Origin of the sequence: Cyanobium sp. PCC 7001 (assembly GCF_000155635.1) — a bacterium.
Lineage (GTDB): Bacteria > Cyanobacteriota > Cyanobacteriia > PCC-6307 > Cyanobiaceae > NIES-981.
On record NZ_DS990556.1, the window covers coordinates 1,654,273 to 1,679,742 of the forward strand.

Annotated in this window: 28 protein-coding genes; 10 read left to right on the plus strand and 18 right to left on the minus strand. The window is 70.6% G+C overall.

The window, feature by feature from the left end:
- Positions 1 to 78: 78 nt before the first annotated feature.
- Positions 79 to 735 (plus strand): phosphoribosyltransferase, encoded by a 657-nt coding sequence (locus CPCC7001_RS08260; RefSeq protein ID WP_156796731.1) that lies wholly within the window; start codon positions 79 to 81, stop codon positions 733 to 735.
- On the opposite strand, the gene glmM is transcribed toward CPCC7001_RS08260, so the two are convergent.
- Together glmM and CPCC7001_RS08270 are read right to left on the minus strand one after the other, a co-directional pair.
- A complete protein-coding gene (glmM, locus tag CPCC7001_RS08265) occupies positions 722 to 2,113 on the minus strand; it encodes a phosphoglucosamine mutase (protein ID WP_043368818.1) in 1,392 nt (463 codons plus the stop codon). The two genes, CPCC7001_RS08260 and glmM, sit on opposite strands and share 14 nt — an antisense overlap.
- A gap of 39 nt (positions 2,114 to 2,152) precedes the next feature.
- Entirely contained in the window at positions 2,153 to 2,368 is a 216-nt protein-coding gene (locus tag CPCC7001_RS08270; RefSeq protein WP_006911661.1) for a hypothetical protein, read from the minus strand.
- A gap of 54 nt (positions 2,369 to 2,422) precedes the next feature.
- On the opposite strand from CPCC7001_RS08270, the gene CPCC7001_RS08275 reads away from it, so the two are divergent.
- The gene (locus CPCC7001_RS08275; RefSeq protein WP_006909254.1) at positions 2,423 to 4,426 is read left to right on the plus strand and encodes a lytic transglycosylase domain-containing protein; all 2,004 of its coding nucleotides are present in this window, start codon (positions 2,423 to 2,425) and stop codon (positions 4,424 to 4,426) included.
- Between the two features lie 18 nt (positions 4,427 to 4,444).
- On the opposite strand, the gene CPCC7001_RS08280 is transcribed toward CPCC7001_RS08275, so the two are convergent.
- Together CPCC7001_RS08280 and CPCC7001_RS08285 are read right to left on the minus strand one after the other, a co-directional pair.
- Positions 4,445 to 4,993, minus strand: a complete 549-nt coding sequence (locus CPCC7001_RS08280; protein WP_006909786.1) for a hypothetical protein — start codon at positions 4,991 to 4,993, stop codon at positions 4,445 to 4,447.
- Positions 4,990 to 5,403 carry an NIL domain-containing protein gene (locus tag CPCC7001_RS08285; protein ID WP_006910695.1) on the minus strand — a complete coding sequence of 138 codons (414 nt, stop codon included), beginning with the start codon at positions 5,401 to 5,403 and terminating at the stop codon, positions 4,990 to 4,992. Before CPCC7001_RS08285 ends, CPCC7001_RS08280 begins: the two co-directional genes overlap by 4 nt.
- A gap of 69 nt (positions 5,404 to 5,472) precedes the next feature.
- Here CPCC7001_RS08285 and CPCC7001_RS08290 point away from each other — a divergent pair, with 69 nt between their 5' ends.
- Together CPCC7001_RS08290 and thyX are read left to right on the plus strand one after the other, a co-directional pair.
- Entirely contained in the window at positions 5,473 to 6,039 is a 567-nt protein-coding gene (locus tag CPCC7001_RS08290) for a thioredoxin domain-containing protein (RefSeq protein WP_006911410.1), read from the plus strand.
- 21 nt (positions 6,040 to 6,060) lie between these two features.
- Positions 6,061 to 6,786: an FAD-dependent thymidylate synthase gene (gene thyX / locus CPCC7001_RS08295; protein WP_006911656.1), complete on the plus strand. Its 726-nt coding sequence runs from the start codon at positions 6,061 to 6,063 to the stop codon at positions 6,784 to 6,786.
- A gap of 19 nt (positions 6,787 to 6,805) precedes the next feature.
- On the opposite strand, the gene dcd is transcribed toward thyX, so the two are convergent.
- Together dcd and CPCC7001_RS08305 are read right to left on the minus strand one after the other, a co-directional pair.
- On the minus strand, positions 6,806 to 7,399 hold the full coding sequence (dcd, locus tag CPCC7001_RS08300) for a dCTP deaminase (RefSeq protein WP_006909944.1): 594 nt from the start codon (positions 7,397 to 7,399) through the stop codon (positions 6,806 to 6,808).
- 11 nt (positions 7,400 to 7,410) lie between these two features.
- A complete protein-coding gene (locus CPCC7001_RS08305) occupies positions 7,411 to 7,980 on the minus strand; it encodes a cob(I)yrinic acid a,c-diamide adenosyltransferase (RefSeq protein ID WP_006910824.1) in 570 nt (189 codons plus the stop codon).
- Positions 7,981 to 8,314: 334 nt separating this feature from the next.
- Between CPCC7001_RS08305 and ntcA the strand changes: the two genes are divergently transcribed.
- From ntcA to CPCC7001_RS08320, 3 genes are all read left to right on the plus strand, one after another.
- Positions 8,315 to 9,055: a global nitrogen regulator NtcA gene (ntcA, locus tag CPCC7001_RS08310; protein WP_043368820.1), complete on the plus strand. Its 741-nt coding sequence runs from the start codon at positions 8,315 to 8,317 to the stop codon at positions 9,053 to 9,055.
- A 66-nt stretch (positions 9,056 to 9,121) separates the two neighbouring features.
- A complete protein-coding gene (locus tag CPCC7001_RS08315; protein WP_006910300.1) occupies positions 9,122 to 10,333 on the plus strand; it encodes a DUF3084 domain-containing protein in 1,212 nt (403 codons plus the stop codon).
- Entirely contained in the window at positions 10,330 to 10,839 is a 510-nt protein-coding gene (locus CPCC7001_RS08320; RefSeq protein ID WP_050757214.1) for a resolvase, read from the plus strand. Before CPCC7001_RS08315 ends, CPCC7001_RS08320 begins: the two co-directional genes overlap by 4 nt.
- Here CPCC7001_RS08320 and CPCC7001_RS08325 read toward each other — a convergent pair.
- The 4 genes from CPCC7001_RS08325 to psbH all read right to left on the minus strand — a co-directional run bounded on the left by CPCC7001_RS08325 (position 10,817) and on the right by psbH (position 12,440).
- Positions 10,817 to 11,074 carry a DUF3146 family protein gene (locus tag CPCC7001_RS08325; RefSeq protein WP_006911006.1) on the minus strand — a complete coding sequence of 86 codons (258 nt, stop codon included), beginning with the start codon at positions 11,072 to 11,074 and terminating at the stop codon, positions 10,817 to 10,819. The two genes, CPCC7001_RS08320 and CPCC7001_RS08325, sit on opposite strands and share 23 nt — an antisense overlap.
- A 4-nt stretch (positions 11,075 to 11,078) precedes the next feature.
- Positions 11,079 to 11,714: an aminoacyl-tRNA hydrolase gene (gene pth / locus CPCC7001_RS08330; protein WP_006910841.1), complete on the minus strand. Its 636-nt coding sequence runs from the start codon at positions 11,712 to 11,714 to the stop codon at positions 11,079 to 11,081.
- Positions 11,715 to 11,882: 168 nt separating this feature from the next.
- On the minus strand, positions 11,883 to 12,212 hold the full coding sequence (locus CPCC7001_RS15800) for a TatA/E family twin arginine-targeting protein translocase (RefSeq protein ID WP_006909120.1): 330 nt from the start codon (positions 12,210 to 12,212) through the stop codon (positions 11,883 to 11,885).
- A gap of 24 nt (positions 12,213 to 12,236) precedes the next feature.
- Positions 12,237 to 12,440 (minus strand): photosystem II reaction center phosphoprotein PsbH, encoded by a 204-nt coding sequence (gene psbH, locus CPCC7001_RS08340; RefSeq protein ID WP_006910389.1) that lies wholly within the window; start codon positions 12,438 to 12,440, stop codon positions 12,237 to 12,239.
- A gap of 217 nt (positions 12,441 to 12,657) precedes the next feature.
- On the opposite strand from psbH, the gene psbN reads away from it, so the two are divergent.
- Positions 12,658 to 12,807, plus strand: coding sequence for a photosystem II reaction center protein PsbN (gene psbN, locus CPCC7001_RS08345; protein ID WP_006909586.1), 150 nt, complete (start codon positions 12,658 to 12,660; stop codon positions 12,805 to 12,807).
- Here psbN and CPCC7001_RS08350 read toward each other — a convergent pair.
- Positions 12,795 to 15,722, minus strand: a complete 2,928-nt coding sequence (locus tag CPCC7001_RS08350; protein WP_225867208.1) for a glycoside hydrolase family 38 C-terminal domain-containing protein — start codon at positions 15,720 to 15,722, stop codon at positions 12,795 to 12,797. The genes psbN and CPCC7001_RS08350 overlap by 13 nt on opposite strands.
- A gap of 245 nt (positions 15,723 to 15,967) precedes the next feature.
- On the opposite strand from CPCC7001_RS08350, the gene CPCC7001_RS08355 reads away from it, so the two are divergent.
- A complete protein-coding gene (locus CPCC7001_RS08355) occupies positions 15,968 to 16,087 on the plus strand; it encodes a photosystem II reaction center protein I (RefSeq protein WP_006172424.1) in 120 nt (39 codons plus the stop codon).
- A 204-nt stretch (positions 16,088 to 16,291) separates the two neighbouring features.
- Positions 16,292 to 18,808 (plus strand): DUF3769 domain-containing protein, encoded by a 2,517-nt coding sequence (locus CPCC7001_RS14050; RefSeq protein ID WP_006911301.1) that lies wholly within the window; start codon positions 16,292 to 16,294, stop codon positions 18,806 to 18,808.
- A gap of 2 nt (positions 18,809 to 18,810) precedes the next feature.
- Here the strand turns inward: CPCC7001_RS14050 and CPCC7001_RS08365 are convergent, their stop codons facing one another.
- The 7 genes from CPCC7001_RS08365 to CPCC7001_RS08390 form a co-directional block, all read right to left on the minus strand.
- Positions 18,811 to 19,473, minus strand: coding sequence for a 3-isopropylmalate dehydratase small subunit 2 (locus CPCC7001_RS08365; protein ID WP_006911562.1), 663 nt, complete (start codon positions 19,471 to 19,473; stop codon positions 18,811 to 18,813).
- A gap of 34 nt (positions 19,474 to 19,507) precedes the next feature.
- A complete protein-coding gene (gene leuC, locus CPCC7001_RS08370; protein ID WP_006911034.1) occupies positions 19,508 to 20,947 on the minus strand; it encodes a 3-isopropylmalate dehydratase large subunit in 1,440 nt (479 codons plus the stop codon).
- A gap of 33 nt (positions 20,948 to 20,980) precedes the next feature.
- Complete coding sequence (locus CPCC7001_RS08375) at positions 20,981 to 21,295, minus strand: hypothetical protein (RefSeq protein ID WP_006911237.1); 315 nt, start codon at positions 21,293 to 21,295, stop codon at positions 20,981 to 20,983.
- A gap of 38 nt (positions 21,296 to 21,333) precedes the next feature.
- On the minus strand, positions 21,334 to 22,005 hold the full coding sequence (locus tag CPCC7001_RS08380; protein WP_006909189.1) for a YrbL family protein: 672 nt from the start codon (positions 22,003 to 22,005) through the stop codon (positions 21,334 to 21,336).
- A gap of 27 nt (positions 22,006 to 22,032) precedes the next feature.
- The gene (locus CPCC7001_RS15540) at positions 22,033 to 22,407 is read right to left on the minus strand and encodes a hypothetical protein (RefSeq protein WP_006909626.1); all 375 of its coding nucleotides are present in this window, start codon (positions 22,405 to 22,407) and stop codon (positions 22,033 to 22,035) included.
- 66 nt (positions 22,408 to 22,473) lie between these two features.
- Entirely contained in the window at positions 22,474 to 22,830 is a 357-nt protein-coding gene (locus CPCC7001_RS15545; protein WP_006910168.1) for a hypothetical protein, read from the minus strand.
- Positions 22,830 to 25,469 (minus strand): arylsulfatase, encoded by a 2,640-nt coding sequence (locus CPCC7001_RS08390; RefSeq protein WP_198006471.1) that lies wholly within the window; start codon positions 25,467 to 25,469, stop codon positions 22,830 to 22,832. Before CPCC7001_RS08390 ends, CPCC7001_RS15545 begins: the two co-directional genes overlap by 1 nt.
- Between the last annotated feature and the right edge of the window lies 1 nt (position 25,470).

Below are 25,470 nucleotides of genomic sequence, written 5' to 3' on the forward strand. Positions count from 1 at the left end.
CCACCGCGCCATGCTGCTCTCCGCCTCCCGACCGATGGCCAGCCTCACCCCCGAGGAGGGCCTGCCGCCAGCAGGGCCGTGACCGCTCCCGCAGTGCTGTGGCCGGATCGGCACCAGGCCGGAGTGGCGCTCGCGGAGCGGCTGCTGAGCTGGCGGGGCGTACCCCGGGCGCTGGTGCTGGGTCTCCCCCGCGGCGGCGTGGCGGTGGCGGCCGCGGTGGCCGACACACTCCAGCTGCCCCTGGCCAGCTGGGCCGTGCGCAAGCTGGCCCATCCGGCCGAGCCCGAGCTGGCGGTGGGAGCCATGGCGCCCGGCGATGTTCTGCTCTGGGACGAGCCTGGTGTGCCGCGACTGCACCTCGATGGCGCGCTGCGCCGCCGGATCGTGGCCACCCAGACCCAGGAGCTGCAGCGACGGCAGCGGCTCTATGGCGATCCCGCCCCGGCCGCGCTGCGGGGGCGCCCGTTGCTGGTGGTGGATGACGGCGTGGCCACGGGCCTCACGGTGAGGGCCGCCCTCGCATCGCTGCGGCAGTGCCACCCCGCCAGGCTGGTGCTGGCGGTGCCGGTGATCGACCGGCAGGTGGCGGATCGGCTGCGACCGCTGGTGGACGACCTGGTGGCCCTGGCCGTGGTGGAGCAGCTCACGGCGGTGGGAGCCTGGTATGGGCGGTTCGATCCGGTGGAGGACCGGGAGGTGCTGGCGCTGCTGGGCCGCGGGATCAGGCGGCGTTGAGGTGCTGGTTGGCGAGGTGGGCCAGGTGGCCCACCCAGTGATCCACGGCGGCCTGCTCGGCGGCTTCCACCATCACCCGCAGCAGGGGCTCGGTGCCGCTGGCCCGCACCAGCACGCGACCCTCCCCGGCCATGGCCCCCTCGGCCTGCTCCACGGCCTGGCGCAGCGGCTCACAGTGCTGCCACTGCTGGCGGCGCTGGCGATCCGGCACGGTGACGTTCACCAGCGCCTGGGGATAGGGGCGGAAGCTGGCCTCGAGCCAGTCCGCCAGGCTCCGGCCCTCGCCGTGCAGCAGGGTGGCCACCTGCAGGGCCGTGAGCAGCCCATCGCCACTCATGCCATGGCGGGCCGAGAGGATGTGGCCGGACTGCTCGCCGCCGAGCCCAGCGCCCAGCTCCTCCATGGCGCGGTGCACGTACTGATCCCCCACCGGGGTGCGCTCCAGCACGCCCCCCTTGGCCTGCCAGGCCCGCTCGAAGCCCAGGTTGGACATCACCGTGGCCACGATGCGCTGGCCGGGCAGAAGGTCATGGCCCAGCAGGGCTGAACCCCACAGGTAAAGGATCTGATCGCCATCCACCACCCGCCCCAGGCCGTCCACGGCGAGCATGCGGTCGGCGTCCCCGTCGAAGGCGAACCCCATGGCCGCGCCATGGGCGAGCACGGCCTCCCGCAGCGGATCCAGATGGGTGCTGCCGCAGCCCACATTGATCCTGGCCCCGTCGGGCTCACCGTGGAGCACGATCACATCGGCACCCAGCGCCCGGAACACGGCTTCGCCACAGGCGGTGGCCGAGCCATGGCAGAGGTCGAGCACCACCCTGCAGCCGTCGAGGCGACGCCCCTCCACGCTCGCCAGCAGGCTTTCGCGGTAGGCGCCCATCAGATCGGGGCGATCCCGGGCGGTGCCGGTGCCGCTGAAGGGAAGTCCCACACCGGGGCGGCCGGCCAGGCCGGCCTCGATCGCCTCCTGCTGCAGCGCGCTGAGCTTGGCGCCCGAGGGGCCGAACAGCTTGATGCCGTTGTCGTGGGGGGGATTGTGGCTGGCCGACACCATCAGGCCGCCCGCGGCTCGGGCCCGGCGGATCACCCCGGGAACGGCGGGGGTCGGACAGAGACCGAGCTGCCACACCTCCCGGCCGGCTGCCGTGAGACCGGCGGTGAGGGCGGCGGCCAGCATCGGACCGCTCAGGCGGCTGTCCATGCCGATCACCACCGGGCCGTCCTCCGGCAGCACGGCACCGGCCCAGTAGCCGAGCTGCAGGGCGAGGGCGGGCGTCACCTGGGTGCCGACATGGCCGCGGATCCCATCGGTGCCGAATTCGGCCCGTCCGTCCCCGAGGGGATGACCCAGGGGATGGGACACGGTCGCGGCCATCGCAGCGGTGCGGATCGGCGCAGGCTACGCGGAGCTGCCTCAGCGCCAGCGGCGCGGCCACCAGATCCAGGCCAGCAGCTCCAGCACCGCCCAGAGCAGCACCCCCCCCACCACCCAGCCCGGCAGCAGGCTGAGGGGCCAGAAGGGGCGCAGCAGCAGCACGGCGCCGGCCAGGGCCCAGAGCCTCAGGGTGCGCAAGCGCTGCTCCGCCCCCGGCAGGGTGGAGAGCCACGGAGGCAGGGGAGGCAACCGCACCGGACCTCGGGGAGCGAACCTCCCCAGAATGCCGGTGCATCCGCGGCTCCGCTCGTGCGTTCTCTTGGCCTGCTGCTGGCTCTCTCCTGCCTGGGCAGTGGTGGTGTGCTGCTGCTCGGGCGGCACCTGCTGCAGCAGCGGCCCGGGCTGAGCCCCGCCACCCCGGCCGCCGCCCTGGACTGGGAGCGGCGCTTCGCCCCCGATCCGGCACGCCGCCGGGAGGCCGCCCTGCTGCTGGTGGCGGCGGAGGACAGGTCCTCGGCCCAGGGAGCTGACCAGGGGCCTGACCAGGCCCGGATCGGCCGCCTGCTGCGCAACCAGGCCTGGGGCCGGGATCCCCTCGCCGCCGTGGTGCTGAAACGCTCCGCCCAGGCCGCCTCCCGCCAGGGGGATGTGGTGGGCAGCGAGCAGCTGTGGAAGCAGCTGCTCAGCCGCTTCCCGGCGACAACGACCAGCGCCGATGCCCTCTACGCGCTCGGCCGCGAGCGACCCGAGCTGCTCCAACGCCTGCTCACCCGGTTCCCCGCCCACCCGGCGGCGCTCGCTGCGGCGGTGGAGGCCGGACCGCAGGGGGCTGCCCACCTGGCACGCTGGGGTGCCCGCTGGCCCGGGGCCCGGACGGTGATCGCCAAGGCCTGTGAAGCTCCCCCGTCGGCGCCGGCCCAGCGGGATGCGCTGGCCCTGGCCCTGGCACGGCTGGGGGATTCGGACGGGGCCCGCTCCTGCCTGGACGATGCGGCCGGCAGCCCGGCCACCCAGCTGGAGCTGGCCCGCAACCTGCTCCGGCAGGACGACGGCCAGGAGGAGGGTGAGGCCAGGCTCCTGGAGCTGGCCCGCAGCCACCCGGGCAGCCAGGAAGCAGAGGAGGCGGCGAGGCTGCTGGCCGAGAGCCCATCCACCTCCAGCCTCGAACGGCTGGCCGAACTGCCTGCCCCCCTGCAGGACACGGCGCCGGTGCAGGCCCGTCGCGCCCTGGTGATGGGGCAGACCTCCACCGCCCTGACCGTGATGCGCCGCTGGCCCAGGGATCCGGCCAGCTGGGACCTGCAGTGGGAGCTGGCGCGCCAACGGCTCCTGCAGGAGGACTGGCGCGCCGCCGCCGTGCTGCTCGGCACCGCGGTCCTCGATCCAGCCAGCATGGCGGCCCCGCAGGATGCCCGCCGCCGCTTCTGGCTGGCCCTCAGCCAGTGGGAGCAGGGTGAGCGTCCGCAGGCGAAGGCAGGCTGGGCCGAGCTGCTGGCCCGTCATCCCGAGGGCTACTACGCCTGGCGGGCGGCCGAGCGCCTCGGCCGCGGCACCATCAATCTCGATCCGGCCACGGCTCCACCCCTGGAGCAGGCCGCCTGGCGGCCCCTGAACAGCGGACGCGCCGACCTCGACCATCTCTGGCGCCTCGGCCAGAACCTGGAGGCCTGGGAGCAGTGGCGGCAGCTGCGGGGCCAGGAGGCGGCCGCCACCCCGGAGGAGCTGGTGCTCGAAAGCCGGCTGAGACGCGGCGTGGGCGACCACTGGACCGGCCTGGGCCAGCTGGAACTGGCCAGCCTGCGGGCACCCAGCAGCAACTGCGATCTGCAGCTGGAGCTGGCCCGCAGCCGGGCCGAGCCGGCCTTCGCGGACGTTCTCAACAAGGCGGGGCAGCAGGAGCGGGTGCCGGGCACTCTGCTGGCGGCGGTGGCCAAGCAGGAGTCGCGCTTCAGCCCGGCCGTGCGTTCACCCGTTGGCGCAGCGGGGCTGCTGCAGCTGATGCCGGAGACCGCCGCGGAGCTGGCCGGCGGACCTGTCAGCCCCGACAGCCTGGAGGAGCCCGAGCAGAATGCCGCCCTGGGGGCCCGCTACCTGCGCCAGATGCTGGACCGCTGGGAGGGCAACCCTTTCCTGGTGGCCGCCAGCTACAACGCAGGGCCCGGGGCGGCCGAGAGCTGGATCAACCCCCGGCTGGAGTCCCTGCCGGAACTGTGGGTGGAGGCCATTCCCTACCCCGAGACCCGGCTGTACGTGAAGAAGGTGCTGGGCAACCTCTGGAGCTTCCAGAACAGCGATCTGCCCATCTGCAGCTGAGCGACCCGTCCGCCCTGATCAGACCACCGCTGCCAGCCAGCGGCCGGCCGCCGCCCCCAGCAGCACCACGGTGGCGAAGGCCAGCGCCAGGTTCTGGGCCGGTGGCACGATCCGCAGCCGCGCCAGATCGAGCCGGGCCAGCAGCACCGCCGAGGCCAGGATCAACATGTTGCCCAGCACCTTGAGGTGCAGCAGATAGAGCCCCCCCACCGTCACCAGCAGCAGGGTGAGCACGAGCGTCACCACCCGGCTGGCGGCCATCAGCTCCGACAGCCTGCGCATCAGGAGCTCAGGCATGGTGCACACCACCACCACCAGCAGGGCGTGCAGACAATCGATCGACCAGAACACGTGGTAGAGGATGTCGGCATCCATCCCCTCCACACCCGGGGCGGCAACCTGCCCGCCGCCGATGACGATGGCGGGACCGCTCAGCCCCCAGTGCAGCCCCTCATAGACAGCGATTCCGGCCAGCAGCAGCAGCATGGGGGCCCGCAACGGCAGGATCAGCAGCCGCAGCGACGCCATCAGCACCGACATCACGGCTTCGGCCAGCGCGCTGATCACGACGGGTCCAGCACCAGGGCGATGGCCTCCAGCGGACAGCTGGGGATGCACTGCTCGCAGACCAGACAGCGCTGGGCGTCGAACTGCAGCTGCCAGTCCGGGGCACCGAACCGCAGGGCGCCGCTCGGACAGACGCTGGAGCAGATGCCGCAGTCCACGCAGCGCTGTCGGTCCACGGCGATCTGCCCGGGGGCCCGGTTGAGGCCCAGCCCCTGGCTTTCCAGCCAGGCCTCGGCGGCCTCCAGCTCGTCGATGTCGCCGGAGAGCTCCACCACCATGGTGCCGCTCTGATTCGGGGCGATCTGGGCCCGCAGGATCTTGGCGGCGATGTCGAAATCCACCGCCAGGCGGTAGGTGATCGGCTGATGCACCGCCTCACGGGGGAAATGGAGGGTGAGTCGCCGCTTCACGGGTCCAGAGGCCTGATGGGGCTGCCAGAGTGCAGCGCAAGCGCAGCAGTCTCTCCCAACCTATCCACGATGAGCAGTTCCTCCGGTGCCCCGGGTCTCGGCCGGCGCGAGCGGCTGGTGCTGGTGCTGATCGCCAGCCTGCTGGCCGCGGCGGTGCTCTGGCTGCGGGGCGGGCTGCAACCCCAGGCGCCGCTCGAGGCCCTGGCCCGCCGCTCTCCCGAGCTGTCGGTCGCCCTCGCCGATGGGCGCCCCACCCTGGTGGAGTTCTACGCCGACTGGTGCGAGGCCTGCCGCACCATGGCGCCGGCGATGCAGTCGGTTGAATCCGGCTACCGCGGCCGCCTGGACGTGGTGCTGCTCAACGTGGACAACCCGCGCTGGGAACCCGAGCTGGAGCGCTTCGCGGTGAACGGCATCCCCCAGCTCGAGCTGTTCGACGGCCGCGGTGACACCGTCGGCCGCTCGATCGGCGTCCGCAGCCAGCCGGAGCTGCTGGCCCTGGCGGAGGCCCTGGTGACGGACCAGCCCCTGCCCCAGCTGGCCGGTGTGGGCGCCGTGAGCCCCCTGGCCGGGGGCGAGGCGGGGATCGAGGCTGGCGGCACTGGCACCATGGCAGGACCACGCAGCCACGGCTGAGATCCCCACCACCCCGCTGCCATGGATTCCCGCTTCCGCGTGGCCCTGATCGCCGCCACCCCCAACCCCCAGCAGTGCGTCTACGCCGGGATGCACCAGGACTACAGCGAAGGCTTCGTGATGCTCGACCAGGCCAGCTGGCCCGACGAGCGCCAGGCCGGAGAGATCTGCGTCAAGCGGCTGCTGGCCGGGGAGCGGGGGCACTACGGACCGCTCGAGCACGCCCAGATCGTGCTCAACGTGGGCTGGTTTCCCCACTCGGTGATGCAGCAGGCGCGCACCCACCGGGTGGGCGTGAGCTTCGATGTGCAGTCGATGCGCTACACCGGCGAGCGCATCTGCCGGGCGGCCAACGGGGAGGTGGATCTCGAGGAGGTGTTCTACCTGCGGCCGGTCGGCAGCTATGCCGACCGGCAGGGCAAGAAATACCTCTACTCAGAGGAACAGCGTGCATGCGACCTCGACCTCTGCCGCCGGGCCGCCGAGCGCTACCGCGACCTGCTGGCCAGCGGCTTCGCCGAGGAGCACGCCCGCGGGCTGCTGCCGTTCGACTACCGCCAGCACTTCGTGGTGAGTTTCACCCTGCGGGCCCTGCTGCACTTCCTGGACCTGCGGGCCAAGCTCGATGCCCAGCAGGAGATCCGTGAGCTCTGCGATCTGATCTGGCCTCACCTGCAGGCCTGGACCCCTGAGATCGCCGCCTGGTACGAGAAGAGCCGGCTCCACCGCGCCCGCCTGGCCCCCTGAGAAACCCGGTGAGCTGCGGCTACACGCGGGCGAGGGTCACCCGTTCCGGCTGATGCTGGTACTTGCCGGCCCGATCCCGGTAGGTGGTGTCGCAGGGATCGCCTTCGAAGAACAGCAGCTGGCAGATGCCCTCATTGGCATAGATCCGGCAGTCGGCTCCGGAGGAATTGCTGAATTCCAGGGTGAGGTGCCCCTCCCAGCTGGCCTCGGCCGGGGTGGTGTTCACAATGATGCCGAGGCGGGCGTAGGTGCTCTTGCCCAGGCAGATCACCGTGATGTTGGCCGGCACGCGCATGCGCTCCAGCGCCACACCAAGTCCGTAGGAATGGGCCGGGAGGATGAAATAGGAGCCGTCCTCGTCGTCATGCAGGGGAGCGGGCTCCAGGTTGGCCGGATTGAACCGCTTGGGGTTCATCACCGTGCCGGGCACGTGCCGGAAGATCAGAAACTCCTGGGGGGAAAGCCGCAGGTCATAGCCGTAGGAGGAGCAGCCGTAGCTGAGCACCGGTCGGGTGGCCTGGTCCGGCTCGAGATGGCGCACCAGGCTGGCCTGGAACGGCTCCAACATCCCACCGGCCGCCTGCGCCTTGATCCAACGGTCGTTCTTGAGCATGGGGAGTGGACCTAGAGGCCGCGGCGGAGCTGGGTGACCTGATCGGCCAGCGCCATCAGCTCTGGCCCCATGGAAGGCCCGGTCAGGATGACATCCAGGTGGGCCGGCCGCTGCTCGAGCGTGGCGAGCACCTCCTCCAGGGGCACATAGCCCAGCTCCACGGCCAGGCCGAGCTCGTCGAGCACCATCAGGTCCACGGCGCCCTGCAGCAGCTGCTGGCGGCTGTAGGCCCACACCGCCAGCACGGCCTCCCGCACCGCCGGGGGGTGGTCGCCGGCGGGCTCGGCCAGGCAGGCCACCACGGAGGGCCGCAGCCACTGGAGCCGGCCGCACAGCCAGGGGCTGGCGGCCAGGCCCTGGTCGACGCCCCCCTTCAGCAGCTGGCTCACCAGCACGCGGCTGCCCAGCCCCGCGCTGCGCAGAGCCTGGCTGAGCACGGAATTGGCGCTGCCCCGGAAGGGGGCGGTGTGCACCTGGAGCATCCCTTCAGGCTGGGCCGCCAGACGCACAGGCAGGGGCGTGGGCGGCAGGGGCCGGTGGGTGGGCGCCGCTGGGGCCTCGCTGCCCGCCGCACCCAGCACCTCCAGCCGCGGAGTGCGGCGCGGCGGAAGCGCTGTCACCCTCGCGGAACCGGCGGGTTCGGCGCTGCCGGGACCCGGGCTGGTCGTGAGACTGGCGGCCATGGGCCTTCCGGCGACGCAGGACTGAATGTAGCGGCATCGCGCCGTAGCGCAGCACACAGACACCACCCCTAGTGGAAACATCTGTACCACCGAGCCGGACTGGCGCACGGCCTGTGTTGGCGGGGAACACAGCCGCGTCGCAGACGGCCCCACCGACTCTCAAAGCGTGATGGTTGCTACACGGGGGGCCCGGAGTGATCTTTAGGGTCCGGCGATCTGCCTTCCCCACCCCATGGTTGGCGCCTCACGCGGCTTCAGCAGGACCGCCAGCACGCCCAGCAGTGGGGCCCCCGGGGTGGTGAGCGGCATCGGGTCCGCCGGCCAGAACACCCAGACCCTGCTGGAGGTGATCCGCAGCCTGTCCGGCAGCAGCATCGAGACGATCGAGCGCAGCAAGACCATCTTCTTCCCGGGCGATCCGGCCGAACGGGTCTACCTGCTGCGGCGCGGCGCCGTGCGGCTCTCCAGGGTGTACGAGTCGGGGGAGGAGATCACCGTGGCCCTGCTGCGGGAGAACAGCCTCTTCGGCGTGCTGTCCCTGCTCACCGGCCAACGCTCGGATCGCTTCTATCACGCCATCGCCTTCACCAGGGTGGAGCTGCTGAGCGCCCCGGCCAGCTCGGTGCGCAAGGCGATCGAGCAGGACGCCAGCGTGGGGCTGCTGCTGCTTCAGGGGCTCTCCTCCCGGATCCTCCAGACCGAGACCATGATCGAAACCCTCACCCACCGGGACATGAGCTCCCGGCTGGTGAGCTTTCTGCTGGTGCTCTGCCGTGACTTCGGGGTGCCGGGCACCGAGGGCATCACGATCGATCTGCGCCTCTCCCACCAGGCCATCGCCGAGGCGATCGGCTCCACCCGGGTCACGATCACCCGGCTTCTGGGGGATCTTCGCAATGAGGGTCTGGTGCAGATCGATCGCAAGAAGATCACCGTGTTCGACCCGATCGCCCTGGCCAAGCGGTTCAGCTGATCCGATGGCACTGCCGGCCCGGGGGTTCCCGTCAGGGCGGGATACTGACCCCGTTGCGGAGCACCTGTGTCGGGCTGGCTGCTGATCCTGGCGCTGCTGGTGCTGGGTGGCGTGCTCGCCACCCTGGGAGATCGCCTGGGCAGCCGCGTCGGCAAGGCCCGCCTGAGCCTGTTCAACATGCGGCCGCGGCGCACGGCGGTGCTGATCACCGTGCTCACCGGCAGCCTGATCAGCGCCGTGTCCCTGGGGCTGATGCTGCTGGTGAGCGAGCGGCTGCGCACCGGCCTGTTCGAGCTGGAGCGGCTCGAGGAGCGGTTGAGCACCACCCGAACCCAGCTGGAGGCGAGCCGCGAGCGGCTGAGCTCCAGTCAGGCGGAGGTGGCCCGCGCCCAGCAGGGCCAGCGCCGGGTGCAGAGGGAACTCGCCCAGGCCGAACGGCGGGCCACCGACCTGCGCCGCGAACTGGCGCCGCTGCAGGCCCAGCGCGCCCGCCTGGAGCGGGAACGGGAACGGCTGACCCGGGTGTTGAGCGGCCGCGATGCCGAGATCAAGCGCACCGAAGCCGAGCTGAAGACCGTGCGCGAGAAGATCGCCGCCGGGGCGAAGGAGCTGGAAGACCTCGAGAACAACCTCATTGCCCTGCGCCGCGGAGACGTGGTGATCACCACCGGTCAGACCCTGGCCAGCGCCAAGGTGCAGCTGGAGCGTCCGGATCAGGCGAAGGAGGTGATCACGGCGCTGCTGCAGCAGGCCAACAGCAACGCCTTCCGGCGGGTGCTGCCCGGCCAGCCGGTGGATCGGCAGATCCTGCTGGTGCCCAGCAACGACATCGCCCGGCTGGAGAGCCTGCTGGCCCGTCCGGGCAGCTGGGTGGTGAGCATCCTCTCGGCGGCCAACGTGCTGCGCGGCGAGCGCCAGGTGCTGGCCTTTCCGGACCTGCGCCCCAACCGCCGCGTGGTGGACGGGGGCGAGGTGATGGCCCGCACCACGATCGAGGCGGACCTGCGCAGCCCGGAACAGCTGGTGCGGCGGCTCAACCTGCTGCTGGCCGCGGCCTACGCCCAGGCCCAGCGCCAGGGCACCCTGGTGGATGGGCTCCAGTTCGATGCCGCCAAGTTCAACCAGCTGGCCCGCAGCCTGGCGGAGCGGCCCGAGGACACGGTGGTGCAGCTGGAGGCCGTGGCCCTGCGCGATGCCGACACCCCCGACCCGATCGCGGTGGAGCTGCGCATCCTGGGGGGTTGGCAGAACCCGCCGCTGCGGCCGGCACGCCCATGACGACGGACCAGCCCGGCAGACCCCCGGCCCCTGCGCCAACCCCACCGGTGGCCGGTCTCGATCCAGGCCGGAGCAAATGCGGTCTGGTGCTGGCCGAGCCTGGCACCGCCCAGGTGCTGCAGGCCGCCATCCTGCCTCCGGACCAGGCCCTGGCCCTGCTGGCGGACTGGCGGCAGGGCCAGGGCCTGCGGGAGGTGGTGCTGGGGGACGGCACCGGCAGCACCACCTGGCCGGAGCCGCTGCGCCGGCAAGGCCTCGAGCCCCGGGTCGTGGAGGAGCACGGAACCACCCTGGCGGCACGAACGCGCTACTGGGAGCTGCGGCACACCCCTAGCTGGCGGCAGCTGCTGCCCCGGGGGATGCGGCTGCCTCCGCGCGACATCGACGATGTGGTGGCCCAGCTGCTGGTGGAGCGCTGGCTCGGCCGCTCGCTCAGCCGATGCTCCGAGGCGGTGCTGCGCCAGTGGCCCGGCCCTGCGGGCCCTAGAAGCGGGCGCGCACCGTGAAGGCGTAATCGCCGCCCGGCTCGAGCTGATAGTCGGCCTTGAGCAGGAACCGGAGCAGCGCATCCTGGATCAGGGCCCGGCCCAGGGAAGGCTCCACACAGAGTTCGCCCCGGTCGAAGGCCCAGCTGAAGGTCCAGTGGAAGCCGCCGGCACTCACCTCCCCCTCCAGCCTGCGCTTGCTGAAGCTCTGGTGCAGCACACGCAGCTGGGCTGTGGTGGCAGGCAGAGGGGCCATGGGCTCAGGCTGTCGGGGTCTGGGGCTGAAAACTGTTCAATCGATTACCGGCCCTCTCCAGGCCGAGGCGCTGAATCTGGCCGATGCCGGCCTCCACTTCGTTCAGCACGGCCTCCAGGCACGGCTGCTCCGCGGCACTGAAGCGGCCGAGCACATGGCCGATGGTGCGCGCCCGTCGCTCGGCGGGGTTCTCGGCCGGCGCCCCGATGCCGATCCGCAGGCGTGGAAAGTCCTGGGTGCCCAGGTGGCTGATGGCGCTGCGCAGACCGTTGTGCCCCCCGGCGCTGCCGCTGGCCCGCAGGCGCAGCTTCCCGAGCGGCAGATCCATGTCGTCCACCACCACGAGCAGCTCGGCCGGCCGCAGCGAGAACCAGTCCAGGGCGGCGCGGATGGAGCGGCCGCTGTCGTTCATGAAGGTCTGGGGCATCAGCAGCCGCAGGCGCTGCTCCCCCTGGCCCACATCGGCCAGCAGACCGTGGAGCCTGGACTGCTGCCGGAAGGAGCCTCCGGCGGAACGGACCAGCTGTTCCAGGGCCATGAAGCCCACGTTGTGGCGGGTGCCGGCGTAACGACTGCCGGGGTTGCCGAGCCCCACCACCAACTGCAGGCGCGCCGGCTGGGTGGGGGACTCGGAAGGCACGAGTTCAGAGGTTCACGTCAGGGGCTGGCCTGCTGGCATCAGGGGGGCTGGCCTGCTGGCCGCAAGGGGGCGGGCACGCCGGGAGCCTGGATCCCCGGCGAACGGCGTCCGCCTTTGGGCCGATCTCCGACCCTGCCACAGAGCCCTGCCGGATGACCTCCGGGAGCTTCAGGCTTCCGCGGAAGGCGACGGGGTGGATGGGGACGAGGCGTCCGGGAGGGCGTCTCGGGGGTCGTCTGGGGCGGGAGCCTCGGCGTTGCCCCCCGGGGCCGTGCCCGCAGTGGCATCGGCGGCCGAGCTGAGGGGAGGAGCCACCTCCTCAGCCGTGGCGATGGCCGTGCGGAACTCCTTCTCGAACTCCGAGGAGGCCGACTGGAACCCCTTGAGGGTGCGACCCAGGGTGCGGCCCAGCTCAGGCAGCCGTTTGGGGCCGAAGACCAGGAGGCCGATGGCGGCGATCACCGCCATCTCGGGGAGGCCGATTCCGAAGATGTTCATCGCAGGGTGGCCTGGCGGGGCGGGTCAGCCCGCGCCGTTCCAGTTCACCACGTTGATGCCCTCGAGCAGCAGGGACTGGTTGTACAGCTGCAGGATCACCAGCAGGAACACCAGAAAGAGCAGCATGAAGATGCCCATCACGGGCGTGGTTCCCCAGCCGGGAACAACCTTGCCGTATTCGGAGTTCAGGGGACGCAGCAGGTCTCCGAGACGGGTGCGTTGAGCCATGGCTGCTTCGGGCGTCTCGCGCGAGGTGTCGGGATCGTTACTGTAAGGGCCTCACAGGCTCCGGCGTGCCGGGCTGTCGAGAGTTGTGACGGAACCGTGCGGCTGCGCCCTGAGGCGCGCCGGGAGCTTCGCTGGCCGCGAAAGTCGTTCCTGTCCAGAGCCCGAACCACCCGCCAGTCCCTGCCCTCCCGCCGCCTCCTTCGCCGCCCCTCTCCCCATGGATCCCACCACCACCGGCTCCCCCGCTCTCTCCGTCGCTCTGGCCGTTCTGGCCGTGCTGCTCAGCCTCACCGGTTTCGGCATCTACATGGCCTTCGGCCCGCCGTCCAAGCAGCTCACCGACCCCTTCGACGATCACGACGACTGAGCAGGACGACTGAGCCGCCAGAACCCCAGCTGCCAGGGGCGCAGCAGGTTGGGTTCCGGCAGCTCCAGTGGCTCTTCCAGGGCGTTCACCCGCTCCAGCATCTCCCAACCCGGCCCCAGGTCGAGGACGTGCCGGCAGGGCGTGAGATTCGCCACAGCGATCAGTGCAGCGCCGGGCCGCTCCCCGGGCCGCAGGCTCACCAACGAGAGACCGGGCGCCAGGGGCGGCAGGGCCTGACGCACGGCATCAGCCGGCTCAGCCGGCGGCGTGGTGGCCAGCCCCTGGGGCCGCAGCCAGAGGGGCTCGCGGAAGATGACCGCCTGATCCGGAACCCCGGCAGCGAGCCAGGTGGGCGAGGCCGGCATCACCGCCAGGCGCTGACGCCGACGGCCATTGTCCGCCCCGGGGTCGGGCCAGGTGGGAGACCGCAGCAGAGACACGCCCAGGCAGTCGCCACGGGCCGAGACCCCCTGGGGGCCGTCCAGCAGCACCGCCAGGCCTCCGGCCGGGCCCGCCGAGGCCATCCAGCTGATCGCCGGCACCTCCCAGCGGGCCTGCTCCCGCTCGGTGACGGGCTGGGCCGGGCGCTCCAGCACCCCTCCGGACGTGTCGGCGGCCCAGCGCTCGGCCGGTTGGGCCAGGGGCAGCTCCAGCCGCAGCAGCTCATGGCGCTGGTGCCAGTCGATGCTGAGCATCAGTTCCAGCCAGGGCGTGCCGGCCAGGAGGCGGCCTTCCAGACGCACCCGGCTGCGGCCGAACCTGCCGCGCCACACGAAGCTGGCGCACAGGGGGCCCCGCTCGCGCCAAGCGGGCACGCCCTGCCAGGTCCAGGGCAGGGGGTGCTCGGCGTAGTCGGCGGCCAGATCCCAGGCATCCCAGAACTCACCGCGGTCCACGAAGCGGCACCAGCGCAGCGGTGACGCCAGCAGGCTGCGCCCTTCCCGGTCCCAGAGCTGCTCCACCCCCTGAGGCCCGATCTCCACGGCCACGAGCCCGTTGCCGGCGCGGGCCCCGGCCGTCCACACGGGATGCTCGGCCTCGGGCACCGGGTCGGGAGCCGCGTCGGGAACCGGAGCCGGTCGGTGGTGCTCCAGGGTGCGCGCCATCACGCCCGCCAGCGGCGGCAGCTGCACCCACGAACCGCCGGCTGCCGACGGCTGCTGCGGCAGCGGCGCCCCCGCCGCACACCACTGGCCCGCGGGCAGACGCCGCACGCGACGGTGGCTCGGGAGCGGCTGCAGCTGCACGGCCCACCACCGGGGCGCGCGCGGCACCGCCCGTCCGATGGCCAGCCAGCGCCGCAGGCCGTGATCACGCCGGGCCCGTGCCTCACGGCGGGCGGCCCGCCACTGCGGTTCGGCCTGCTCGAACACCTCCGGGATGGCGGTGCCGGGCAGGATGTCGTGGAACTGCTGGAACAGCAGGGGACGCCAGTCGGCACCGGCACCGTCCCCGTCGCCGGCCCCGTCGCCGGTTCCGCCAGCGGCCAGCACGGCGGCCGCATCGGCCTCCCGCAGCAGGCGCTCCAGGGTGCGGTTGTGGCGTTTCTGATCGGGCCGGGTGGTGGCACAGCCGCGGTGCAGCTCCAGATAGAGCTCATCGCGCCACACCGGCAGCCGGGATCGCAGCGGCTCCAGCTCCGCCAGGAAGGTGCGCAGGGGGCCATGGTGCTGGGGCGCGGCCTCCGGCTGGCTCTCCCACAGCCTGAGCTGCTCGAGCATCTCGGCGGTGGGTCCGCCGCCGTGATCCCCCACCCCGGGCAGCCAAAGCGCCCTGGCCACACCCGTGCTCCGCTGCCAGTCCAGGCGATGGCGTTCGATGGCGATCGGATCCCCGTCGGTGCCGATCGGTGCGGTCATCAGCGCCAGCAGCTCGGCCCCGCAGCGGCTGCGCCAGCGGAAGAGGCGATGGGGGAACGGATGGGAGGCGTTCCAGAACAGCTTGTGGGTGCAGAACCAGCGCACCGCACTGGCGGCGGCCACGGCCGGCACGCCGCCGGCGAAACCGAAGCTGTCCGGCAGCCAGGCCAGATGGTGGCTGAGCTGGGGGAAGCGCCTGCGGCTGTCGTGCTGGCCCACCTGGAACTGGCGCAGCAGCGAGGCCGTGCTGATCAGCACGCAGTCGGTCTCGACCCAGGGACCATTGATCGGCTCGAAGCGGCCGGCCGCCACCGCCGCCTGGATCCGCTCCATCAGGGCGGGGCGATGGCGCTCCAGCCAGGCGTAGAGCGCCGGAGTGGAGTGGGCGAAGTGGAGCCGGGGGAACCGCTCCATCAGATCGAGCGCGGAGCTGAAGGTGCGCTCCGCCGCCTGCCAGGTGTCGGCCACGGGCCACAGCCAGGCCAGATCGAGGTGGGCATGCCCCAGCACCTGCACAGCCGCGGCCGCCTCCGGCAGAGGCGCAAGGCCCGCTTCGCGCCGCAGGGTCACCAGGGCCTGGCGGGTGGGCCCCAGCACCCCGGCGGGGTCGGCGGGATCGAGGGGTTCCAGCTCCACCCGGCTGTGGATCAGGGCGCCGTCGTCGTGGAGCGGACTGCGCAGCCGCAGCACCAGCCGCAGCGGTTCACCGCGCCACCAGTGCGCGGGCAGCTGCCAGCGGCAGGCGGTATCGAACAGATCGCCGCTGTGAACAAGCTCCCCATCCACCCACAGCTCGGCACGGTCGGCCCACCAGCGCAGGGCCAGGCGCGCCTGCACCTGGGGCTTGGGGCACTGCAGCGCCTGCCAGGCGGGGGGGCAGCCCAGCTCCAGGTGCAGGTGGTGCCACACCTCGCCCCGGGGCCAGATCACCAGAGCGCGGGCGTGCCAGTCCGGACGGTGCAGGGCACCCCAGGGATGCGTCAGGGCAGGCCCCTGGCTCCCATCCGGCTGGAGACAACGCCACGCCGCCTGGAGGTCGAGCACGGGATCAGGCACGGCCGGCCGCCAGGCATCGGAGCGGGAAGCGGACGCAGGGGTTGGGGAGTGGGCGCAACGGTGGGACGGGGCGGAACGTGACTGAAACGTTTCAATCTGAGGCCGCAGGCCCGCCCAGGAGGCTGCGGGCATCGTTGGATGGCGGGCCAGGTCCCATAGGATGATGCCGCTGCCGGGGGGTCCGCCTAGATCCCAGTGGTGGCCGTCACTCCCTGTTACCCGCCCGCACCGCGCCAGACCGAACCATGCTCGCTCTCAAGATCTCGGTTTATTCGGTCGTCTTCTTCTTCATCGGGATCTTCGTGTTCGGCTTCCTGGCCAGCGATCCCAGCCGCACGCCGAGCCGCAAGGATCTCGAGGACTGAGATCCTGTCGGCTCTCACACCCCCCTCTCGGCGTCAGGGCTCCCGCTCCGGCCTGCTGCTCTCCAGGCCCATCGACCTGAGCGGGACCCGATCAGTTGAACGCCCGTCCTCCCCGGACCCCACGCCGGAGCCCTGAGCGAGCACGCTGGGCCGTGCCATGCCCAGCCCGCAGGGCCCGATGCTCGCCTTCCCCCAACTGACGCTGTGACGAGGTTGCGGGCCAGCCAGCACCGACCCCCCCGCTGGCGCCTGGCCGGGCTGGCCAGCCTGCTGCTGCTGCCCGCCCTGCCGGCGCCCACCAGGGCCGAAGCGACGCCCGCACCAGCGACCGAACCCGCGGCGGCCAACCCCGAGGCCACCCAGGCCGAAGCCGACGGCGCCACCCGGGTTGTGCTGATCCGCGCTGACCGGCAGAGCTACGACCGGCTCTCAGGCACGCTCACCGTGAGCGGCAACGTGGAGGCCCGGCTGGAGGGCTGGAGGCTCCTGGCCGACAGGATCGAACTGCGCGAGGGTCGCCGCAGCGTGTTCGCCAGCGGCAGGATCCGCCTGTTCAAGGGCGACCAGCGGCTGCAGGCGGCCAGCCTCCGCTACAACGCCTGGGAGGGCAGTGGCACCATCACCGACGTGTACGGCGTGGTGGATCAGGAGTCCCTCTCCCGCGAACTCAAGGCCCTGCGCCCGGGCAACGAAAGCGAGGCGGATCCCGCTCCCACCCCCAGCGCCGGGACGGCGACCGACGAGTCAGCAACCGACGAGGAGACCACGGTCGACGACTCCACGGTCGACGAGGTGACGGTCGACGAGGCAGCGATCGACGACAGCTTCGCCTGTCCGGAACTCACCACCGGGCCCGACAGCCGATCCGTGCTGCAGCTGCTGCCCCCGCAGCGGGGGCCGCTCCCCACCATGCCCGCGCCCCCGGGCTGCCCCGGCGGTGACGCCAGCCGCCGGGACCGGCGCCTCAGCCAGATCCTCAACGATGTGGCCATGGAGGGACCCACCAGCCAGGAAGCTCCGGCGGGCGATCCCGCCGATGGGGCCAACACCCTCTCGGGCGCCTCCGACGCCGCGGCGCCGCCCCAACCCCTGCAGCAGCGGGTGAGCGACGTGCGCTTTCGCCAGAGCGTGGACACCACGGTGAAGGTGGATCTGGCGCCACTGATCCAGGCGGACAACCCCGCCCCGGGCGGCACCGGCACCTACCGACCGGCGCCGCCTCCCCAGGGCAAGCTCAACCGCCTGCGCTTCCAGGCCAGCAGCATCAGCATCCGCCGCAACGGCTGGTTCGCCGAGGCGGTGGCCTTCACCAACGATCCCTTCACCCCGGCCAAGGCCTGGACCTATGCCCGGGGGGTGGAGGCCGAGATCCGGCCCGGCGGCGTGACCAGCATCCGGGCCCGCGACAGCCGCATCCTGCTGGGCGAACGGCTGGCCGTTCCCGCCATCCGCGATGCCCAGATCGGCCAGCAGCAGGCGGCGTTCAGCGTCGACTCCGATCGGCGTGATCGCGACGGGGTGTATCTCGGCTACAACCTGCCGCCCCTGCGCCTGGGGTCGGAGGGAAGCCTGAGGCTCCAACCCCAGCTGATGATCCAGCGGGCGATCGAAGGGCGCACCGGCAGCTACGTCCGCCCGGGCACCAACCTGGTGGGTCCGGATGTGGAGCAGGACGCCAAGTTCGGCGATCTCTTCGGCCTCGCCGCCCTGCTGGATGTGCCCGTGGGCCGCTTTCGCCTCTACGGCGATGCCAGCCTCTCCACCTTCAACCCCGACAACGTCCGCGCCGGCACGCGCAGCAACGTTCAGTTCGGCACCCCGCTGGAGCTGCCGGGCCACAGCAGCAGCAGGGCCCTGCTGTTCGGCAGCTACCGCCAGCGCGTGTACAACGGCAGTCTGGGCCTGCAGACCGTGGTGTACTCCTACGGCGCCGAAGCCGAGGGCACCGTGCTGCTCAACACGCCCAAGAACACGGTGAGCAACGCCGCGAACAACGCCGGGGACAACGCGGCGAACGACCCACCACCCTCCACGCCTTACTTCACGCCCGTGAGCCTCAACTGGCAGGTGCTCAGCGGCAACTACCAGGCGGCTCTGTTCGAGACCGACACGCTCGACACCCAGTGGCGCAGCCTCGTGCGCGGCGGCATCAGCAGCTCCCTGCGGCTCTGGGAGGATCGTGGGGGCGGCGACCCCGATCCGCTCGTGCAGCTGCGGCATGCACCCGAACCTGTGATCCCCGGGGTGGGGCTGGACTTCGGCATCAGCGGCAGCAGCGCCTTCTATCAGGACGGAGCGAGCCAGAACACGGTGACGCTGGCGGCCGGGCCTTCCTTCACCATCGGCCGCTTCGAGAAGCCGTTCTTCGACTACACCCGCTTTTCGGCCTCCCTGGCCGGCACCTACCTCGATGGCGCCAGCCCCTTCAGCTTCGATCGCACGGTGGATCTGCGCACCGTGAGCTTCAATGCCTCCCAGCAGATCTACGGGCCGCTGGTGCTGGAGGCCGGAGCGACCATCAACATCGACAACGATTCGCCGTTTTATGGCGATGTGAGCTACTCCTATGTGGAGCTGAAACTGCAGCAGCGGGCCTACGAACTGGGCATTTTCTACAGCCCTTACGACGGCATCGGCGGCATCCGCATCCGCCTCAACGATTTCGACTTCAACGGTGGTGGCACGCCGTTCGTGCCCAGGCCGGAACACCGGGGTGGCTGAGCTCAGGCCCCCAGCGCCACCCCTCCCACCGGGGACCCAGTGAAGTCCTTGAACCCGTTGAGGTAGGGCAGCCGCTGCACGAGCGCGTCAAGCTCGGCCCCATGGCTCAGGAGCTGGCCTGTGGCATCCCACTGCCCGGTGGTGAGCATCTGCCGGGGCCCCACCGGCAGCTCCAGGGCCCAGCGCTCGCCTGCCCCCTCCAGCGTGGCCGCGGCCACATCGAGCTCGAACACGCCGGAGGGCGCCGCGGCGGCGGCCTGCTGGATCTCCAGCATCTCCGCATGGGGGGCGGTGAGGCAGGGGATGCCCAGGGCCAGGCAGTTGCCGTAGAAGATCTCGGCAAAGCTCTCCCCCACCACGGCCCGGATGCCCCAGCGCATCAGGGCCTGCGGGGCATGTTCACGGCTGGAGCCGCAGCCGAAGTTGCGGTTCACCAGCAGCAAGTTGGCACCCTGGTGCTCGGGGCGATCGAAGGGGTGCTGCCCCTGCAGCTCGGCGCGGTCGTCGGCGAAGACCTGCTCACCGAGCCCCTCGAAGGTGACGCACCTGAGGAAGCGGGCCGGAATGATCCGGTCAGTGTCGATGTCGTCACCCCGCACCACCACGGCGGTGCCGCTGATGGTGATGATCGGGCCGCTGGGATAGGACGGGCTTGGGGTGGCCATGGCAGAAACAAAAAGACGCCGGCGGCGTTGGGGTTCAGCGGGTGGGGGCGGCGGTGGCAGCCGGGGTCGCCGCCAGCAGCTGGCGCACGTCACTCACCTGGCCGGTGACGGCGGCGGCGGCCACCATGGCCGGACTCATCAGCAGCGTGCGTCCGGAGGCTGAACCCTGCCGCCCCTTGAAGTTGCGGTTGCTGGAGCTGGCACTGATCTGGCGACCCTCCAGGCGGTCGGGGTTCATGGCCAGGCACATCGAGCAACCCGGTTCACGCCACTCGAAGCCGGCGGCGGTGAACACCTGATCGAGCCCTTCGGCCTCGGCGGCGGCGGCCACCTGCTCCGACCCCGGCACCACGAAGGCCTTGATGCCCGGCGCCACGTGCCGGCCCCGGGCCACGTGGGCCGCCGCCTGCAGATCACTGAGGCGGCCATTGGTGCAACTGCCGATGAAGCACACGTCCACCGGGGTGCCGGCGATCGGGGCACCGGGGCGCAGATCCATGTAGCGGTAGGCCTCCTCCGCCAGGGGGCGCTCATCGGCGGGCGTCGCCTCGAGGGTGGGGATCGCCTCATCCACCCCGATGCCCTGGCCCGGAGTGATCCCCCAGGTCACGGTGGGGGCGATGGTGCCGGCATCGAAACGCACCTCGTCGTCGAACACGGCCTCAGGGCCGCTGGCCAGGCGGCTCCACCAGGCCACGGCCCGCTCCCAGGCCTCCCCCCGGGGCGCGAACGGGCGCCCCTTGAGGTAGGCGAAGGTGGTGGCATCCGGGTTCACGTAGCCGCAGCGGGCACCCCCTTCGATCGCCATGTTGCAGAGGGTCATCCGCTCCTCCATCGACAGGGCCGCCACGGCCGGGCCGGCGAACTCGTAGGCGTAGCCCACACCCCCCTTCACGCCGAGGTGACGGATGATGTGGAGCACCAGATCCTTGGCGTAGACACCGGGCTGCAGCCGGCCCTCCACCCAGAGGCGACGCACCTTGAGCTTGCCCATCGAGAGGCTCTGGCTGGCCAGCACATCCCGCACCTGGCTGGTGCCGATGCCGAAGGCGATGGTCCCGAAGGCGCCGTGGGTGGAGGTGTGGGAGTCGCCGCAGGCCACGGTCATCCCCGGCTGGGTGAGCCCGAGCTCCGGGGCGATCACGTGCACGATCCCCTGGCGGCCGCTGCCGAGGCCATGGAGCGTGATGCCGTGCTCGGCGCAGTTGCGCTCCAGGGTGGAGAGCATGGCCTCGGCCAGGGGGTCGGCGAAGGGCCGGGCCTGGGAGGTGGTGGGCACGATGTGATCCACCGTGGCCACGGTGCGCTCGGGATGGCGCACCGTGAGGCCCAGATCCCCGAGGGCGGCGAAGGCCTGGGGACTGGTGACCTCATGGATGAGGTGGAGGCCGATGAACAGCTGGGTGGAACCGCCGGGCAGATCGGCCACCCGATGCAGGTCCCAGACCTTGTCGTACAGCGTGGCGGCGCTCACCGGATCCCCTCGACGCGCAATCGGCAACCTTAATCAACGGATGCCCGGGCACGCCTGGCTCATGGCCACCACCTGACCGGCGGTGATCGCATCGATTTCCGTCTCCGAGAAACCCTGGCGGGCCAGGGGGGCATTGAGCCGCCGCAGCAGGCCAGGCTCCCAGAGGGAGTGCCCCTCCGCGTTGGCATCGCGCCAGATCGCACAGAAGCTCAGCAGGTAGGGGCGCCCCTCCCCCAGGTAGAAGTCGCGGTAGCGCTGCCAGTCGGTGGCGGGCGTGGTGGACGCCGCCCTGGCCCCGGTGGGCAGGGCAGCCAGAAGCACCGTGGCCAGCAGCAGAACTCCCCGCATGCGTGAATCGAAAGGGTCAACCTTGCCAGGCAGGGGACTCAGCTGCCGCCGAGGGGGACCCGCAAGGCTGAAGGGGCGGTGGGGGCGACCGGCAGGGAGGTTTCCAGCGGCAACCGGCCCAGGATCCTGGCCAGGAAGGGGTTGTGGGGGTAGCGGATCAGCAGGCTGTGCTCGAAGCGCCCCCACTTGCGGGCCACTTTGCGGCGGGCGAAGGCGAGGCTGTAGGTGGCGATGGGGATGAAGTCGGTGTTGCCCATGCTGTCCACGATGTAGAGCTGCAGACTCTCCTCACCGCGACGCCTGCAGACCACGTTCTTGGGACGCAGGGCCAGCGTGAGGATGCCGTCGCGGAGCATGGCCTGCCTCAGGGCCTGCAGGCCCTGGCAGAGCTGGCGGCAGTACCGCTCGGAGGCCTCCAGATCCTCCAGATAGTGCTGCAGGGTGCGGGACACCACGCCCGGCTCGTCCTGGATCAGCTCGAAGCTGGTGCCGGGGCCCAGGTTGGTGTCCACGGGACCGAAGAATCGCGGCACGCACTCCCAGCTGATGCCGCGCCGCTCGAGCTGGCGGTAGAAGCGCTGCTCCCGCCGGCTGTCGTGGGGATCGTCGCCGATGTCCACCTTGACGCAGCGTCCCGGGTCGTCGGGGTGGCGATGGCACTCGCGGTGCAGGCCACGGCCCACGTACGTGGAAGCATCCAGGTGAAGCATGCGGCCACGCACAGAAGGCCAACTGCCTTAATCGGTTGTTAATCCTGATTCTGTAGCCGATTTAACCAAAGCAATCCGCACGGCCGCAGCGGCTCGTGGCAGGGGGCTAGGGGAGAGGTTCGATGGCGCCGGGTTGCCAGGCCCGCTGGAACCACGGCTCCAGCGGGCCATACAGACGCAGGATCGTGAACCAGGTCTGGCCGGCACGTCGGGCGGCAAGCGCAACCGGTAGGTGCGGCCTCCGTCGAGGGGATGGTTGTTCACCTCCAGCGCGGCCCAGGGGTAGGTGGAGCCCTCGCCCCCGATCGTGGTGTCCATAGCCGGGGTGACCCCGGTGGCGAAGAAGAAGAAGGCGTAGCGCCAGTTGGCGTTGTCGTAGTTGTAGCCCTGCCGGTTGCGCATCCGCTAGGCCAGGGCCCGGACCGGTGATGCCGTCATCCAGCGTCCAGCGTTACCCCATGTCGTTGATCACTTGGCCGTCAGTTCCACGGTGCGGGAGTCCACCAGCTGCTCCCAGATCGGCACGGTTCGGTTGGCCAGCTGATTCCCCGGCGGCAGGGCCAGCAGATAGGCCTGCACGGCACGCTGGAAGTCCAGGTTGTCGAGCAGCTTGTTCGTGCTGGCGGCATCGGGCACGCCGCCGTCGAAACGCAGGGTTCCCAGGCGCGTGTCCAGGCTGGGGGGCGTGGCGACACCCGGTGGGGCGGGGGTTGAGAACCTGAGTCCGGGATCAGCCGGCGGCCCCTTGAGCACCTGGGCGGTGCTGGCCGCTGGCGCCAGCACGACAGTGGCGACCAGCAGGCGGGTGAGCAGAGGGCTGGCCATCACTGGATTCCCATGGCGGCGGTCTTCATGCCCTCTTCCAGTTTTTTGATGTCAGCCGGGGAGAGCTGAGGCCGATCGATCTTGATCGTGAGCTTGTTGAGCTTGGCGGTGAGGGGGAAGGGCGGCAGGTAGTCGCTGTCGTCAATACCGGTGATGGTGTCGGAGCCGATGTCGAAGCTTTCATCCCACTGCAGGATGATGGGAATCGTCTTCTCCATCCGCTTGCTGGCCACCACCTGGCCATCCACCTTCAGCACACCTGTTCCACCCTTGCCCACACCGGCAAAGCTGTTGAACCTGGTGGTAGCCAGTCCAAGGCCGTCATACTTGAAGTCGAACTCCAACTTGTGGCGGCCCGGCGTGAGGGCCTGCGGAGATTCCCACTTCACCCATTCGAGGTTCAGCATGTTCCAGTTGAACACCGGCCTGCCACCGAGGAGGTAGAAGCCCCAGCCGGCGAAACGGCCGCCGGAGGTGGCAATCATGCCCTCGGCACCCTGCTGGGGAACGGTGATGTCGGCGGTGAGCGAGTAGGAGGTGTTGAGCAGGTAAGGCGCATCTCCCTGAGGCACGCCGGTCATCGGCCGGGTGTACACCAACTCGTCAAGCCCGGCAGTGAGACTGGGCCGCGGCGCTGCGACTCGGGCCGCCACCGAGGCATCGAGTGGAAACACCTGATGCTTCTTGGCCTCTTCCACGAACATCTTGCGCATCTCCGCCACCTTCTCGGGGTACTGGTCGGCGATGTCCACGGACTGGTTGAAGTTCTTGGTGAGGTCGTAGAGCTGGAACACCTGATTGTTGAGCGGGTCCGGATTGACGGGTCCGAAGGCATCCCAGGGTGCCCGATCCACCTTGGTGCTCAACAGCCAGCCATCGTGATAGAGCGCCCACTGGCCCATCATCTCGAAGTACTGGGTCGTGTGCCGTGAGGGGGCCTTGGCGTTGGCCTGATCAAAGGTGTAGAGGAAGCTGGTGCCTTCAATCGGCTTCTGGGAGATGCCGTCCACCGCCTGAGGAGCCGGGATGCCGATGGCCTCCAGGATGGTGGGCACCACATCGATCACGTGGATGAACTGCTCCCGCAGGCCGCCCTTGTCCTTGATGCGGTTGGGCCAGGAGATCACCATGTTCTGGTTCACACCCCCCAGCCGCGAGGCGTTCTGCTTGAACCAGTCGAAGGGGGTGTCGAAGGCCCAGGACCAGCCCGCCGACATGTGGTTGTAGGCATATTCCGTGCCCCAGGCCTCGTAGTACTTCATCTGCACATCCACAGAGGGACGCACATCGTTGAAGAAGGCCACTTCGCTGAAGGTGCCCTCGGGCCCACCTTCAGCGCTGGTGCCATTATCGCCGTTGATGTAGATGATCAGGGTGTTGTCCAGCTTGCCCAGATCATCAAAGGCCTGGATCACCCGGCCGATCTCGTGGTCGTTGTAGGCCACATAGGCCGCGAACACTTCCACCTGGCGGATGTAGAGCTGCTTGGCCTCCTCGCTCAGCTGATCCCAGGGGGTGAGGATGTCGGCCGGCCAGGGGGTGAGCTCCTCGTCGGCCGGGATCACACCGAGCCTTTTCTGGTTCGCGAAGATCCTTTCCCGCAGCTTCTCGTAGCCGTCGTCGAACAGGTGCATGGCGTGGATCCTGTCCACCCATTCCTTGGTGGGATGGTGCGGGGCGTGGGAGGAGCCCGGCACGTAGTGCAGGAAGATCGGCTGGTCCGGGTTGGTCTGGTGGATGCGCGTCATCCAGTCGATGGCGTCGTCGGCCATCGCGGTGATCAGGTTCCAGGAGGGTTCCGTCCCGGTGACCGGCCAGATCGTCGCCTCCGGATTGGAGCGATCCATCTTCAGGCTGCCTTCCTTGCCCTTCCAGGGATAGATCTGGGTGGTGTTGCGGAACAGATTCGGCCCCCACTGGTTGGCATCACCACCCACGAAGCCGAAGAAATAATCGAAGCCAAGGCCCGTGGGCCACTGAAAGAACGGCCCTGCCTGGCTGGCCTGGTAGGTGGGGGTGTTGTGGTCCTTGCCGAACCAGCTGGTGGCGTAGCCGTTGTCGCGCAGAATCCGGCCGATGGTGGCGTTCTCGACGCCGATGATGCTGTCGTAGCCGGGGAAGCCGGTGGCCTGCTCGGCGATCACCCCGAAGCCCACCGCGTGATGGTTGCGCCCGGTGATCAGGGCCGCCCGGGTGGGTGAACACAGGGACGTGGACATGATGCGGTTGTAGCGGAGCCCCTGGCTGGCGATCCGCTCCATCGCCGGCGTGGGGATCACCCCTCCGAACACGCTGTCGATGGCGAAGCCGGCGTCATCGGTCATGATCAGCAGCACGTTGGGGGCGTCCTTGGGGGGCACCACCGTGGGCGGCCACCACGGCTTGGAGTTCTGGGCGCTGTCCTTGATCACACCCCCGAAGGGCGGAGCTGGAGCCGGCAGCTGGTTTCCGGCGATCGTGGCCTTGGCATCCGGGCTCCCCATCACCCCGCTCACGAGCTGCAGAGCGGCGGCAGGCGTCCAGCCCAGCTGCCAGCCCACCAGCAGCAGCACCGCCGAAAAGGCCGCAACCCTGCGCCCCCAGCCGAAACGGAGGCGGCCCAAGGCGCTGCGCAGGCGTTGCAGGGGAGAGTCAGCCATG

What these genes read in the sequence shown, in the direction of transcription:
- glmM (WP_043368818.1), bottom strand. Translation starts at nt 2,113, where the DNA reads ATGGCCGCGACCGTGTCCCATCCCCTGGGTCATCCCCTCGGGGACGGA.
- CPCC7001_RS08290 (WP_006911410.1), top strand. Translation starts at nt 5,473, where the DNA reads ATGAGCAGTTCCTCCGGTGCCCCGGGTCTCGGCCGGCGCGAGCGGCTG.
- thyX (WP_006911656.1), top strand. Translation starts at nt 6,061, where the DNA reads ATGGATTCCCGCTTCCGCGTGGCCCTGATCGCCGCCACCCCCAACCCC.
- dcd (WP_006909944.1), bottom strand. Translation starts at nt 7,399, where the DNA reads ATGCTCAAGAACGACCGTTGGATCAAGGCGCAGGCGGCCGGTGGGATG.
- ntcA (WP_043368820.1), top strand. Translation starts at nt 8,315, where the DNA reads ATGGTTGGCGCCTCACGCGGCTTCAGCAGGACCGCCAGCACGCCCAGC.
- CPCC7001_RS08320 (WP_050757214.1), top strand. Translation starts at nt 10,330, where the DNA reads ATGACGACGGACCAGCCCGGCAGACCCCCGGCCCCTGCGCCAACCCCA.
- CPCC7001_RS08325 (WP_006911006.1), bottom strand. Translation starts at nt 11,074, where the DNA reads ATGGCCCCTCTGCCTGCCACCACAGCCCAGCTGCGTGTGCTGCACCAG.
- CPCC7001_RS15800 (WP_006909120.1), bottom strand. Translation starts at nt 12,212, where the DNA reads ATGAACATCTTCGGAATCGGCCTCCCCGAGATGGCGGTGATCGCCGCC.
- psbH (WP_006910389.1), bottom strand. Translation starts at nt 12,440, where the DNA reads ATGGCTCAACGCACCCGTCTCGGAGACCTGCTGCGTCCCCTGAACTCC.
- psbN (WP_006909586.1), top strand. Translation starts at nt 12,658, where the DNA reads ATGGATCCCACCACCACCGGCTCCCCCGCTCTCTCCGTCGCTCTGGCC.
- CPCC7001_RS08355 (WP_006172424.1), top strand. Translation starts at nt 15,968, where the DNA reads ATGCTCGCTCTCAAGATCTCGGTTTATTCGGTCGTCTTCTTCTTCATC.
- CPCC7001_RS08365 (WP_006911562.1), bottom strand. Translation starts at nt 19,473, where the DNA reads ATGGCCACCCCAAGCCCGTCCTATCCCAGCGGCCCGATCATCACCATC.
- CPCC7001_RS08375 (WP_006911237.1), bottom strand. Translation starts at nt 21,295, where the DNA reads ATGCGGGGAGTTCTGCTGCTGGCCACGGTGCTTCTGGCTGCCCTGCCC.
- CPCC7001_RS08380 (WP_006909189.1), bottom strand. Translation starts at nt 22,005, where the DNA reads ATGCTTCACCTGGATGCTTCCACGTACGTGGGCCGTGGCCTGCACCGC.
- CPCC7001_RS15540 (WP_006909626.1), bottom strand. Translation starts at nt 22,407, where the DNA reads ATGCGCAACCGGCAGGGCTACAACTACGACAACGCCAACTGGCGCTAC.
- CPCC7001_RS15545 (WP_006910168.1), bottom strand. Translation starts at nt 22,830, where the DNA reads ATGGCCAGCCCTCTGCTCACCCGCCTGCTGGTCGCCACTGTCGTGCTG.
- CPCC7001_RS08390 (WP_198006471.1), bottom strand. Translation starts at nt 25,469, where the DNA reads ATGGCTGACTCTCCCCTGCAACGCCTGCGCAGCGCCTTGGGCCGCCTC.